Raw genomic sequence first — 12,738 nt, 5'->3', positions numbered from 1 at the left:
CAGGAGATGGCCTTCACATCTGTTGTCCTGAGGAGAAACGGAACATGGTGCTGATGATTGTCAGTGGCCGTTCAGGGTCGGGGAAATCCGTTGCTCTGCGCGCCCTGGAAGACATGGGTTTTTACTGCGTCGATAACCTGCCGGTCGTGTTGTTACCCGATCTGGCCCGCACGCTGGCGGAGAGACAAACCTCTGCCGCCGTCAGTATCGACGTTCGTAACATGCCTGAATCGCCAGAGATCTTCGAACAGGCCATGAGCAACCTGCCTGACGCGTTCTCGCCTCAGCTGCTGTTCCTCGATGCAGACCGCAATACGCTGATCCGCCGCTACAGCGATACCCGTCGTTTGCACCCGCTATCCTGCAAGAACCTCTCTCTGGAGAGCGCTATCGATGAAGAGAGCGACCTGCTGGAGCCGCTGCGTTCTCGTGCCGACCTGATTGTCGACACCTCTGAGATGTCCGTTCACGAGCTGGCGGAAATGCTGCGTACCCGGCTGTTGGGTAAACGCGAGCGCGAACTGACGATGGTGTTCGAATCCTTCGGCTTTAAGCACGGTATTCCGATTGATGCGGATTACGTTTTCGACGTGCGCTTCCTGCCGAACCCGCACTGGGATCCAAAACTGCGTCCAATGACCGGTCTGGATAAGCCGGTGGCGGCGTTCCTCGACCGGCACACAGAAGTACACAATTTTATCTACCAGACGCGAAGCTACCTTGAGCTATGGTTACCTATGCTGGAGACAAACAATCGTAGCTACCTGACGGTGGCGATTGGCTGTACCGGCGGTAAACATCGTTCGGTTTACATCGCCGAACAGCTGGCCGACTATTTCCGCTCGCGCGGGAAGAACGTTCAGTCCCGTCATCGCACGCTGGAAAAACGTAAAACATGACCGTAAAACAAACCGTTGAGATCACCAACAAGCTGGGTATGCATGCACGCCCGGCGATGAAGCTGTTTGAGCTGATGCAGGGTTTCGATGCAGAGGTTCTGCTGCGGAATGACGAAGGCACCGAAGCGGAAGCGAACAGCGTGATCGCGCTGCTGATGCTGGATTCCGCCAAAGGACGCCAGATTGAAGTAGAAGCCACCGGCCCTCAGGAAGAGGAAGCGCTGGCGGCGGTGATTGCCCTGTTTAACGCAGGGTTCGACGAAGATTAAGGTCTGCTATTCAGGCGGGTAGCGCTGCGCTTACCCGCCCTACATAAGATTATTACGCTGCATAAACCCCTCTCCACCCAGCTGATTCATCTGGCGCATAATCCACGCCTGTCGGCTTCGCACGTACCCTGATGGGGCACTGGCCTTAAAGCGGATAGGGTTCGGTAACACAGCGGCCAGTAGCGCTGCTTCTGACATGCTCAGACGGCTGGCTGGCTTATTGAAATACCGCTGTGCGGCAGCTTCCACGCCAAATATACCGTCGCCAAACTCAGCGACGTTGAGATAGACGGTCAGAATGCGTTTCTTGCTCCAGACCGTTTCCATCCCCAGGGTCAACCCCGCTTCCAGCCCTTTTCGCACCCAGCTTCGACCATCCCACAGAAACAGGTTTTTGGCCGTCTGCTGCGACAAGGTTGATGCCCCGCGCACGCGGTTTTCATGGCGTTCGTTATGGGCTAGCGCCTTCTCAATGGCCGCCACGTCGAACCCCCAGTGCTCCGGGAATTTCTGGTCCTCCGCCGCGATGACCGCCAGCCCCATGAACGGGGAGATCTCGTCCATGCTCACCCAGTCAGAGTGGGCAACGTAGCTGAAATCGCCGCTGAACCACGCGCTAAGCTGGCGCTCAACCATAACGGCAGAGAACGGAACCGGCATAATGCTGAATAAAGCCAGCCCGCCTCCCCAGAATACCGCCAGCACAAGTACGATGCGCAAGAGAAAACGTTTCACCCCTGCGCCTGCGGCAAATTTGCGCCTCATTCAGTCAGCACCAGCACGCGGGCCACCAGCTTTTCAATACCTGAGGCCGCCTCAGCGATATTGTTCGCCAGCATATACGCTGGCGTGGTGACAATTTTGTTATCTTCATCAACCACAATGTCATCAACCGGGCACGGAACGTGTTCGCCCCCCATTTCCTCGACGATCTCTGCGGTATCAATATCCGTCCCGATAGTCAGGCGCAGCGGGAAATCAAAAATCCTGGGCACCATTGCCGGCGCGATGCAGATAAAGCCCTGCGGTTTTCCTGCCGCGTGCATGGCCTGCGACAGCGCTTTAAGATGAGGATCGATCTGACACTCCGCTCCCTGCGCAGCAAAGGTACTCAGATTTTTGGCCGCGCCAAACCCACCCGGCACAATGAGCGCATCAAGCTCTGTAGGGTCTGCCTGAATAAGAGGATGGATATCACCTCGCGCAATACGCGCGGCTTCAATCAGTACATTGCGGTTTTCTGCCATCGGCTCGCCGGTCAGATGATTAATCACATCCGCCTGATTTTTGTCCGGCGCAAAACAAATAACCTCTGCTCCCTGCTTAGCCAGGGCCAGCAGCGTGATTACGGCTTCATGTATTTCAGAACCATCGTAAACACCGCATCCGCTCAGCACGACACCAATCTTTTTCATCATGACAATCCTTTTCTGCAACTTGCTGAAGCACATTAATAATTTTGATTAAAACGCTATGCTTCACACATTTCACTGATTCATGTAACAAACCATTTAAGATTTGCTATCTTATCTGCGTGCGGCCTAAATTTTTCAGGCAGCGCCCTTTCGAAAATAACTTTATAAAACAGGCGCAGCCACGATTTCCCTGGTGTTGGCGCAGTATTCGCGCACCCCGGTTAATCCGGGGTCATTTTTTTCTGGCGTCGACCCAGGCTTTAAGCACCGCCACATCGTTTTGCCACTCTTGTTTCATCTCTTCAACCCAATCACCCACGTTATCTTCCCATGCAGGTAAATCAGGCGACTGAATCTGTTGACCCAACTGTTGCAGATGGCGTAAGCCAACCGAGCCGGCGGCACCTTTGATTTTGTGTCCTTCTTCGACGATGCCCTTCTGGTCACGAGCCGTCAGGTTTGATTCCAGCACGCTCAGATAGCCCGGCATCATTTTTTCGAACACCGCCAGACCATCGGTAATCAGTTTCGGACCCACCAGATCGATGTACTGCTCCAGCATTGCGGTATCGAGTATCATTTGGGCTTTTGCGCTATCAACAGACGTCATGGTGCTCTCCTCTTCATCACGGGTATCCCAGAACTTCTTAATCATGGCGGTCAGAGCAGGCACCGCCAGCGGCTTGCTGAGTACATCGTCCATACCGGCATCGAGATACTCTTTTTTGTCTTTCAGCACGTTCGCCGTCAGCGCCACCAGCGGCGGCAGCTCGTCGGCCGCGTACTGACGCGTCAGCTCACGCGAGATATCCAGCCCGGTCATATCCGGCAGCTGGATATCGAGCAGAACAAGATCGTATTCGCCCGGTTTAAACATCTCCAGCGCGGCCTTACCGGTCATCGCGACATCCACGCTGTTGCCCAGTTTTTCCAGCACCGAGCGCGCCACAATCACGTTAAGCTCAATGTCTTCCACCAGCAGGACGTGCAGCGCGGGCAGCGGCATGTCGTCGTTTTCAAAGGTGTCTTCAACCTCCTCCGCCACCGCCGGCGCATGGACCGTCAGCGTGAAGGTTGATCCTTTGCCCGGCTGGCTGACAACGGTGATATCGCCCCCCATGCTCTTCGCCAGCCGCTTAGACACCGCAAGACCAATGCCCGTTCCTGTGGCCGGTTTCCCGCCGTTGCTGTCCTTCACCTGGTAGTACATCGCGAAAATTTTGTCCTGCTCCTCCTGCGGAATACCCATCCCGGAGTCTTCCACCTCGAAGTGCAGCATATCGCCTTCGTCATAGCGGATGCGCACCGCCACCTGCCCCTTCTGGGTAAATTTCACCGCGTTGCTGATGAGATTCCACAGGATCTGACGCAGACGCGTGCCGTCGGTCACCACTTTATGCGGCAGCGGCAGGGTGGGATCCATGACAAAGCTCAGTCCCTTCTGCTGCGCCTGCAGGCCTGAGAGATTTTCGAGGTCGGCAAGGAAGCTGGTGAAATCAACCGGCTGATTATCAAGCTGAACTTTACGGCGCTCCATCTTATCCATATCAATAATATCGTTGAAGATATTACCCAGCGTGACCGCTGAGACATGGATAGTCTTGAGGTATTTTTCCTGCTCTGCGGTCAGGTCGGTATCCAGCAGAATACGGCTCAGCCCGACAATGCCATTAAGCGGCGTACGCAGCTCGTGGCTGATGGTCGAGATAAAGGTAGTCTTGTCGCGGCTGGCGCGCTCCAGAGCGTCCTGGTAGCGCTTACGCTCGGTGATATCGCGGCCAAAGCCCATCAGGCCGTGGCGTTTCCCCACGCGGTCATAGTAGGGCACCTTACGGATCTCAAAGCAGGCTTTGCGTCCGTCCGGGTAATCCAGCCACTGTTCATAGGTCAGCGAGACGTTATGGCGGAATACTTTTTCGTCCGTCTCCATGACCTTGGCCGCCGCCTCTTCAGAGTAAACGTCCTGCGGCTTCAGGTTAATCAGCTGCTTCTCGCTTTTCCCGGTAAGCAGCTCCATCGCCCGGTTACAGCCGGAAAATTCTTTATCTTCATTACGGTAAAACACCAGATCCGGCGAAGCATCGAGGAACGACCGCAGGAAAGAGGATTGCTGCTCAAGCTGGATCTGCGTGACCTCGCGCTCTTTCATTTCGATTTTCAGCTGCTCCAGCGTGGCCTGACGCTCGGCTTCCGCCTTCTCACGATCGGAGATCTCCTGATTCAGCTGCGCAATGTTGTCTTTAAGCTGGACGTTGAGCTTCAGGTCGCGCTCGCGCATCTCTTCCAGTTTATCGACCAGTTTTGACAGACGCTGACGGGACTCTTCCAGCTGTTCAACCACCACGGAAAGGAAATAGACCGCCCAGGGCGTAATGAGCAAGCCAAAGAAGATGGAGCGGATGACGTCGATACTCTCGACCTGACCATGCAGAACCATGGTGACGGCCATTTGCACGACAATGGCCAGAACGACCAGCGCCAGCGCAAGCAGCATGGAGAAACGCACCAGCCCAAGCTTCATCATCAGGTCGACGTAATACTGGGCAAGCATTCGAATTTGCTTCATAGAGGATCCCTTCACGACTTTATCGCTCAATAATACTCAAATTCAGGGCGAGGCGTTGAAGGTTGTGAGAAAAAGTGCGGGGTGAAACAGGAGATTAGCCTCGCTTCCGGTTAACCGGAAGCGAGGAGAGGTCAATCAGGAGCGTTTCAACAGCAGCCAGAGGCTGATCAGGAGGAAACTGGCGCTTGGCAGCAGCGCACCGATTATCGGCGGAATGCCATAAACCAGCGTCAGCGGACCGAAGATCTGATCGAGCACGTAGAACACAAAGCCGAAACTGATACCGGTCACGACGCGCACGCCCATCGGCACGCTGCGTAACGGGCCGAAGATAAACGACAGCGCCATCAGCATCATCACCGCCACGGACATCGGCTGGAAGATCTTGCTCCACATGTTGAGCTGATAACGTCCGGCGTCCTGCCCGCTCGACTTCAGGTATTTCACATAGTTGTGCAAACCGCTGATGGAGAGCGCGTCAGGATCCAGCGCAACAACACCGAGCTTGTCAGGCGTCAGGTTGGTTTTCCACGTACCGGTTACCGTCTGAGAACCCGTAATCTGTTTCGGATCGGTCAGGTTAGATTCATCAACCTGGGACAAACGCCACTGTTTATGTTCGGCGTCAAATTTCGCCGAAGAGGCGTGGCGGACTGACTCCAGACGGCGCTGGTCATCGAAAGCATAGATGCTCACCCCACCCAGCTCATCATTCCCCTTCACCCGTTCGATGTAGACGAAGTTTTTACCGTCTTTCGCCCATAAACCTTGTTGGGTCGAGAGCAGCGAGCCGCCGTACATGGCCTGCGCACGGTAGTTACGCGCCATCTGTTCACCCTGCGGCGCGACCCACTCGCCAATCGCCATGGTCAACAGCACCAGTGGGATCGCGGTTTTCATTACCGACAGCGCAACCTGCATGCGGGTAAAGCCCGAGGCCTGCATAACGACCAGCTCACTGCGCTGCGCCAGCATCCCCAGCCCCAGCAGCGCGCCCAGCAGGGCCGCCATCGGGAAGAAGATCTGTACATCTTTCGGCACGCTGAGCAGGGTATACATCCCCGCGCCCATCGCGTCATAGCTCCCCTGTCCGGCTTTTTTCAGCTGATCGACAAATTTGATAATGCCGGAGAGCGACACCAGCATGAACAACGTCATCATGATGGTGGTAAAAATGGTTTTACCGATATAGCGATCAAGAACGCCAAACGCCTGCATTAGATGGCTCCTTTACGCGAGAATCGGGCACGTATGCGGCGCACAGGCACCGTATCCCACAGGTTTAATCCCAGCGCCAGTAAGATGTACAGGCTGTTGACGAACCATGTCCAGACCATAGGGTCCAGCTTCCCCTTCGCGCCGTTAGAACGAATCGAGGTTTGCAGCAGGAAATAGATCAGGTAAAGCAGCATCGCCGGCAGCATAGAGAGCACGCGGCCCTGGCGCGGGTTCACCACGCTCAGCGGAACGACAATCAGCGCCATCATAAACACGGTGAAGACAAGCGTAATACGCCAGTGGAACTCAGCACGCGCTCTGTCGGTATCGGTATTCCACAGGGTACGCATGTCCATTTGCTCGGTATCCGTTGGATCGAGCGCCACCGCCTGATGGCCGATAATGGCCTGATAGTTCTGGAAATCCGTAATACGGAAGTCGCGCAGCATGGCTGTGCCTTCGAAACGGGTGCCTTTGTTCAGCGTCACGATCTGAGAACCATCTTTGCGCTGAGCAAGCTGGCCGGAGTCTGCAACCACCACGGAAGGACGCGCGTTACCTTTGGGACGTAACTGCGCCAGGAATACGTCGTTGAATTTACTGCCGTCAACGCTCTCAATGAACAGCACGGAGTTGCCGTCGGTCGCCTGCTGGAACTGCCCCTGGGCTAAGGCTGCCATGCCGGGGTTGGCTTTCGCTTCGGCCAGCACTTCGTCCTGATGACGGGAAGACATGGGACCCGCCCACATCACATTCACCGCCGCGACAATACCCGTGAACAGCGCCAGTATCATGGCCGCTTTCACCAGTACCGCTTTGCTCAGGCCACAGGCATGCATCACCGTGATTTCACTCTCGGTGTAGAGTTTCCCAAGCGTCATGAGCAGGCCAAGGAAAAGACTTAGCGGCAGGATGAGCTGCGCCATTTCCGGGATCCCTAAGCCAAGCAGGGAAAGCACCAGATTTGTTGGAATTTCGCCGTCAACGGCCGCACCGAGGATCTTAACCAGCTTCTGACAGAAAAAAATCAGCAGCAGGATGAAGAGGATCGCCAGTTGGCTTTTGAGCGTCTCCCGCACCAGATATCTTATGATTATCACTTTAAATACGCCCGTAAAAACCCGTCTCTTTGCTGGAAAATCGCTTGTTTCATGGCTTAAACGTCATTTATTCTCTTGAGTCGTCGAAATCATCGCTAAGATTAAAACATCCGGCGGATTCACGCTTCAGGACTTTTTCTGACGTGTCGAAACCGTAGTAACGTAAGATTAACACGAAGTCACCACAACAGCGGACATGAGTTACGAAAGGTTTCAATTCTATCCGTAGCTGCCGCCGTTGTCTTTAAGATTCAGGAGCGTAGTGCATGGAGTTCAGTGTAAAAAGCGGTAGCCCGGAGAAACAGCGGAGTGCCTGCATCGTTGTGGGCGTCTTTGAACCACGCCGACTCTCCCCGATCGCCGAGCAACTCGATAAAATCAGTGACGGCTATATTAGCGCCCTGCTGCGCCGTGGCGAACTGGAAGGTAAACCTGGGCAGACGCTGTTACTGCACCATGTTCCGAACGTACTGTCAGAACGTATTCTGCTGATTGGCTGCGGCAAAGAACGCGAGCTGGATGAACGTCAGTATAAGCAGGTGATTCAGAAAACAATCAATACGCTGAATGATACCGGCTCAATGGAAGCCGTCTGCTTCCTGACGGAGCTGCACGTTAAAGGGCGTAACACCTACTGGAAAGTGCGTCAGGCGGTTGAAACGGCAAAAGAGAGCCTGTACAGCTTCGATCAGCTGAAGACCAATAAAAGCGAGCCGCGTCGTCCTCTGCGTAAAATGGTCTTTAACGTGCCAACCCGTCGCGAGCTGACCAGCGGCGAACGCGCGATCCAGCACGGTCTGGCGATCGCGGCCGGCATTAAAGCGGCCAAAGATCTCGGCAACATGCCGCCTAACATCTGTAACGCGGCGTACCTGGCCTCTCAGGCGCGCCAGCTGGCCGACGCCTACAGCAAAAACGTCATTACCCGCGTCATCGGCGAACAGCAGATGAAAGAGCTGGGGATGCACTCTTACCTGGCGGTCGGTAACGGCTCGCAGAACGAATCCCTGATGTCCGTCATCGAGTACAAAGGCAATCCGTCCGAAGACGCGCGCCCGATTGTGCTCGTCGGTAAAGGCCTGACCTTCGATTCCGGCGGTATCTCCATCAAGCCTGCCGAAGGCATGGATGAGATGAAGTACGACATGTGCGGTGCGGCGGCGGTTTACGGCGTGATGCGCATGGTCGCGGAACTGCAGTTGCCTATCAACGTGATCGGCGTACTGGCGGGCTGCGAAAACATGCCTGGCGGGCGCGCCTATCGTCCGGGTGACGTTCTGACCACCATGTCCGGCCAGACCGTTGAAGTGCTGAACACCGACGCCGAAGGCCGTCTGGTGCTGTGTGACGTGCTGACCTACGTTGAGCGCTTCGAGCCGGAAGCGGTGATTGACGTCGCTACCCTCACCGGAGCCTGTGTGATTGCGCTGGGTCACCATATCACCGGCCTGATGTCGAACCACAATCCTCTGGCGCACGAGCTTATTGGTGCCTCAGAGCAGGCCGGGGATCGCGCATGGCGTCTGCCGCTGGGTGACGAGTATCAGGATCAGCTGGAGTCTAACTTTGCGGATATGGCGAACATTGGCGGACGTCCTGGCGGGGCGATCACCGCGGGCTGCTTCCTGGCACGCTTCACCCGCAAGTACAACTGGGCACACTTGGATATCGCGGGCACCGCATGGCGCTCCGGTAAAGCCAAAGGCGCAACCGGCCGTCCAGTGGCGCTGCTGTCGCAGTTCCTGCTGAACCGCGCAGGTTTTAACGGCGACGAGTAAGTCAAAACGGCAGTAAACCGTAGGCCGGGTAAGGCGAAGCCGCCACCCGGCTTAAGCATTTAAAGTGAGCACAAGAAGCCCCATATATGAAGAATGCAACGTTCTACCTTCTGGACAACGACACCCATCAGGATGGCCTCAGCGCCGTAGAACAGCTGGTGTGTGAAATTGCCGCAGAACGTTGGCGCGCAGGTAAACGCGTTCTGATTGCCTGTGAAGATGAACAGCAGGCGATTCGCCTGGATGAAGCGCTGTGGGCGCGCCCCCCGGAGAGTTTTGTGCCGCATAACCTGTCGGGCGAAGGCCCGCGCGGCGGTGCACCGGTTGAAATTGCCTGGCCGCAAAAGCGCAACAGCAGCGCGCGCGATATTCTGATTAGCCTGCGGATAGATTTTGCAGATTTTGCCACCGCTTTCACAGAAGTGGTAGACTTTGTCCCTTACGAAGAATCTTTGAAACAACTGGCGCGCGAACGCTATAAAGCGTACCGCCTGGCTGGTTTTAACCTGAATACGGCAACCTGGAAATAATGGAAAAGACATATAACCCACGCGATATCGAACAGCCGCTTTACGAGCACTGGGAACAGCAGGGCTATTTCAAGCCTAACGGCGACGAAAGCAAAGAGTCCTTCTGCATCATGATCCCGCCGCCGAACGTCACCGGCAGTTTGCATATGGGTCATGCTTTCCAGCAGACCATCATGGACACCATGATCCGCTATCAGCGTATGCAGGGTAAAAACACCCTGTGGCAGGCGGGGACTGACCACGCGGGTATCGCGACCCAGATGGTGGTTGAGCGTAAAATTGCCGCTGAAGAAGGAAAAACCCGCCACGACTACGGTCGCGACGCGTTCATCGACAAAATCTGGCAGTGGAAGGCGGAATCCGGCGGCACCATTACCCGTCAGATGCGCCGTCTCGGCAACTCCGTGGACTGGGAGCGCGAGCGCTTCACCATGGACGAAGGCCTGTCCAACGCCGTTAAAGAAGTCTTCGTCCGCCTGTACAAAGAAGACCTGATTTACCGCGGCAAACGCCTGGTAAACTGGGATCCAAAACTGCGCACCGCCATCTCTGACCTGGAAGTGGAAAACCGCGAGTCTAAAGGCTCCATGTGGCACATCCGCTATCCGCTGGCCGATGGCGCAAAAACCGCCGACGGCAAAGATTACCTGGTGGTCGCAACGACCCGTCCGGAAACCCTGCTGGGCGATACCGGCGTGGCCGTTAACCCGGAAGATCCGCGTTATAAAGATCTGATCGGCAAATTCGTGGTGCTGCCGCTGGTAAACCGCCGTATTCCGATTGTGGGCGACGAACACGCCGATATGGAAAAAGGCACCGGCTGCGTAAAAATCACCCCGGCGCACGACTTCAACGACTATGAAGTTGGTCGTCGTCACGCCCTGCCGATGATCAACATTCTGACCTTCGACGGCGATATCCGCGAAAGCGCAGAAGTGTACGATACCAAAGGCAACGAATCCGACGTTTACTCCAGCGACATCCCGGCTGAGTTCCAGAAGCTGGAGCGTTTTGCCGCGCGTAAAGCCATCGTGGCTGCCGTTGACGCGCTCGGCCTGCTGGAAGAGATCAAACCTCACGATCTGACCGTGCCGTACGGCGACCGTGGCGGCGTGGTTATCGAGCCAATGCTGACCGACCAGTGGTACGTGCGTGCCGACGTGCTGGCGAAACCGGCTGTGGAAGCGGTTGAAAACGGCAGCATTCAGTTCGTGCCGAAGCAGTACGAAAACATGTACTTCTCCTGGATGCGCGACATTCAGGACTGGTGTATCTCCCGTCAGCTGTGGTGGGGTCACCGTATTCCGGCGTGGTACGACAACGAAGGCAACGTTTACGTTGGCCGTAGCGAAGACGAAGTGCGTCAGGAAAACAACCTGAGCGCGGACATTGCGCTGCGTCAGGACGAAGACGTGCTGGACACCTGGTTCTCCTCCGCGCTGTGGACCTTCTCCACCCTCGGCTGGCCAGAAAACACCGACGCGCTGCGTCAGTTCCACCCAACCAGCGTGATGGTCTCCGGCTTCGACATTATCTTCTTCTGGATTGCCCGCATGATCATGATGACCATGCACTTCATCAAAGACGAAGACGGCAAGCCGCAGGTTCCGTTCCATACCGTCTACATGACCGGTCTGATCCGCGACGACGAAGGCCAGAAGATGTCCAAGTCCAAGGGGAACGTGATTGACCCGCTGGATATGGTTGACGGTATCTCTCTGGAAGATCTGCTGGAAAAACGTACCGGCAACATGATGCAGCCGCAGCTGGCTGAGAAAATCCGCAAGCGCACCGAGAAGCAGTTCCCGAACGGGATCGAGTCTCACGGTACCGACGCCCTGCGCTTCACCCTGGCGGCACTGGCCTCAACCGGTCGTGACATCAACTGGGACATGAAGCGTCTGGAAGGTTACCGTAACTTCTGTAACAAACTGTGGAACGCCAGCCGTTTCGTGCTGATGAATACCGAAGATCAGGATTGCGGCTTCAACGGCGGCGAGATGACGCTGTCTCTGGCAGACCGCTGGATCCTGGCGGAATTCAACCAGACGGTGAAAGCGTTCCGCGAGGCGCTGGACAGCTACCGCTTCGATATCGCGGCGGGCATTCTGTATGAATTCACCTGGAACCAGTTCTGCGACTGGTATCTGGAGCTGGCGAAGCCGGTGATGAACGGCGGCACTGAGGCGGAGCTGCGCGGCACGCGCAACACGCTGATTACCGTTCTGGAAGGTCTGCTGCGCCTGGCGCATCCGGTCATTCCATTCATCACCGAAACCATCTGGCAGCGCGTGAAGGTGATTGCAGGCATCAACGCCGATACCATCATGCTGCAGCCGTTCCCGGAATTCGATGCGGCCAAGGTTGATGAAGCGGCGTCCGCGGATACCGAGTGGCTGAAACAGGCGATCGTTGCGGTACGTAACATCCGTGCTGAAATGAACATCGCCCCAGGCAAACCGCTGGAGCTGCTGCTGCGTGGCTGCAGCGAGGCTGCCGTTCGTCGCGTCGCCGAGAACAACACCTTCCTGAAAACCATGGCGCGTCTGGAAAGCATCACCGTGCTGCCTGCGGATGACAAAGGTCCGGTTTCCGTGACCAAAATCATCGACGGCGCCGAGCTGCTGATCCCGATGGCGGGCCTGATCGACAAAGACGCCGAGCTGGCTCGTCTGGCGAAAGAAGTGGCAAAAGTCGACGTGGAAATTGGCAAAATCGAAAGCAAGCTGGCGAACGAAGGCTTTGTCGCCCGCGCGCCGGAAGCGGTCATCGCGAAAGAGCGCGAGCGTCTGGTTGCCTTCGCCGATGCGAAGACCAAGCTGATCGAGCAGCAGGCGGTTATCGCAGCCCTGTAATGCTTTTACCCCTTACGCTTCAGGGCGTAAGGGGTATCCTTCCTGAAAACTCCTCGCTTGCACTCCCCTTTCTGCGGTGCTATTAACAGCAGTTATGTGTCAATTTTT

10 protein-coding genes are annotated in these 12,738 nt (G+C 56.0%); 5 read left to right on the top strand and 5 right to left on the bottom strand.

Annotated features, from left to right (window positions below):
- Nucleotides 1-44: 44 nt before the first annotated feature.
- Together rapZ and npr are read left to right on the top strand one after the other, a co-directional pair.
- Nucleotides 45-899: an RNase adapter RapZ gene (gene rapZ / locus IM317_RS02410; RefSeq protein ID WP_033146752.1), complete on the top strand. Its 855-nt coding sequence runs from the start codon at nucleotides 45-47 to the stop codon at nucleotides 897-899.
- Entirely contained in the window at nucleotides 896-1,168 is a 273-nt protein-coding gene (gene npr / locus IM317_RS02405; protein ID WP_003861872.1) for a PTS phosphocarrier protein NPr, read from the top strand. Before rapZ ends, npr begins: the two co-directional genes overlap by 4 nt.
- Before the next feature lie 39 nt (nucleotides 1,169-1,207).
- Here npr and mtgA read toward each other — a convergent pair whose 3' ends face one another.
- The 5 genes from mtgA to lptF all read right to left on the bottom strand — a co-directional run bounded on the left by mtgA (nucleotide 1,208) and on the right by lptF (nucleotide 7,467).
- Nucleotides 1,208-1,933: a monofunctional biosynthetic peptidoglycan transglycosylase gene (gene mtgA, locus IM317_RS02400; protein ID WP_029739613.1), complete on the bottom strand. Its 726-nt coding sequence runs from the start codon at nucleotides 1,931-1,933 to the stop codon at nucleotides 1,208-1,210.
- Entirely contained in the window at nucleotides 1,930-2,583 is a 654-nt protein-coding gene (gene elbB, locus IM317_RS02395; RefSeq protein WP_033146753.1) for an isoprenoid biosynthesis glyoxalase ElbB, read from the bottom strand. Before elbB ends, mtgA begins: the two co-directional genes overlap by 4 nt.
- Nucleotides 2,584-2,815: 232 nt before the next feature.
- Nucleotides 2,816-5,149 carry an aerobic respiration two-component sensor histidine kinase ArcB gene (arcB, locus tag IM317_RS02390; RefSeq protein WP_033146754.1) on the bottom strand — a complete coding sequence of 778 codons (2,334 nt, stop codon included), beginning with the start codon at nucleotides 5,147-5,149 and terminating at the stop codon, nucleotides 2,816-2,818.
- 135 nt (nucleotides 5,150-5,284) lie between these two features.
- The gene (lptG, locus tag IM317_RS02385) at nucleotides 5,285-6,367 is read right to left on the bottom strand and encodes an LPS export ABC transporter permease LptG (protein WP_024906346.1); all 1,083 of its coding nucleotides are present in this window, start codon (nucleotides 6,365-6,367) and stop codon (nucleotides 5,285-5,287) included.
- Nucleotides 6,367-7,467, bottom strand: a complete 1,101-nt coding sequence (gene lptF / locus IM317_RS02380) for an LPS export ABC transporter permease LptF (RefSeq protein ID WP_024906345.1) — start codon at nucleotides 7,465-7,467, stop codon at nucleotides 6,367-6,369. Before lptF ends, lptG begins: the two co-directional genes overlap by 1 nt.
- Nucleotides 7,468-7,733: 266 nt before the next feature.
- Between lptF and pepA the strand changes: the two genes are divergently transcribed.
- The 3 genes from pepA to IM317_RS02365 all read left to right on the top strand — a co-directional run bounded on the left by pepA (nucleotide 7,734) and on the right by IM317_RS02365 (nucleotide 12,630).
- Entirely contained in the window at nucleotides 7,734-9,245 is a 1,512-nt protein-coding gene (pepA, locus tag IM317_RS02375; protein WP_023309366.1) for a leucyl aminopeptidase, read from the top strand.
- Between the two features lie 86 nt (nucleotides 9,246-9,331).
- Complete coding sequence (gene holC, locus IM317_RS02370; RefSeq protein ID WP_008502815.1) at nucleotides 9,332-9,775, top strand: DNA polymerase III subunit chi; 444 nt, start codon at nucleotides 9,332-9,334, stop codon at nucleotides 9,773-9,775.
- A complete protein-coding gene (locus tag IM317_RS02365; RefSeq protein WP_033146755.1) occupies nucleotides 9,775-12,630 on the top strand; it encodes a valine--tRNA ligase in 2,856 nt (951 codons plus the stop codon). Before holC ends, IM317_RS02365 begins: the two co-directional genes overlap by 1 nt.
- Nucleotides 12,631-12,738 lie beyond the last annotated feature (108 nt).

Origin of the sequence: Enterobacter cloacae complex sp. S3, assembly GCF_014930495.1 — a bacterium.
Lineage (GTDB): Bacteria > Pseudomonadota > Gammaproteobacteria > Enterobacterales > Enterobacteriaceae > Enterobacter > Enterobacter asburiae_B.
This window is presented reverse-complemented; position numbering and strand designations above follow the sequence as displayed.

What these genes read in the sequence shown, in the direction of transcription:
- rapZ (WP_033146752.1), top strand. Translation starts at nt 45, where the DNA reads ATGGTGCTGATGATTGTCAGTGGCCGTTCAGGGTCGGGGAAATCCGTT.
- npr (WP_003861872.1), top strand. Translation starts at nt 896, where the DNA reads ATGACCGTAAAACAAACCGTTGAGATCACCAACAAGCTGGGTATGCAT.
- mtgA (WP_029739613.1), bottom strand. Translation starts at nt 1,933, where the DNA reads ATGAGGCGCAAATTTGCCGCAGGCGCAGGGGTGAAACGTTTTCTCTTG.
- elbB (WP_033146753.1), bottom strand. Translation starts at nt 2,583, where the DNA reads ATGAAAAAGATTGGTGTCGTGCTGAGCGGATGCGGTGTTTACGATGGT.
- arcB (WP_033146754.1), bottom strand. Translation starts at nt 5,149, where the DNA reads ATGAAGCAAATTCGAATGCTTGCCCAGTATTACGTCGACCTGATGATG.
- lptG (WP_024906346.1), bottom strand. Translation starts at nt 6,367, where the DNA reads ATGCAGGCGTTTGGCGTTCTTGATCGCTATATCGGTAAAACCATTTTT.
- pepA (WP_023309366.1), top strand. Translation starts at nt 7,734, where the DNA reads ATGGAGTTCAGTGTAAAAAGCGGTAGCCCGGAGAAACAGCGGAGTGCC.
- holC (WP_008502815.1), top strand. Translation starts at nt 9,332, where the DNA reads ATGAAGAATGCAACGTTCTACCTTCTGGACAACGACACCCATCAGGAT.
- IM317_RS02365 (WP_033146755.1), top strand. Translation starts at nt 9,775, where the DNA reads ATGGAAAAGACATATAACCCACGCGATATCGAACAGCCGCTTTACGAG.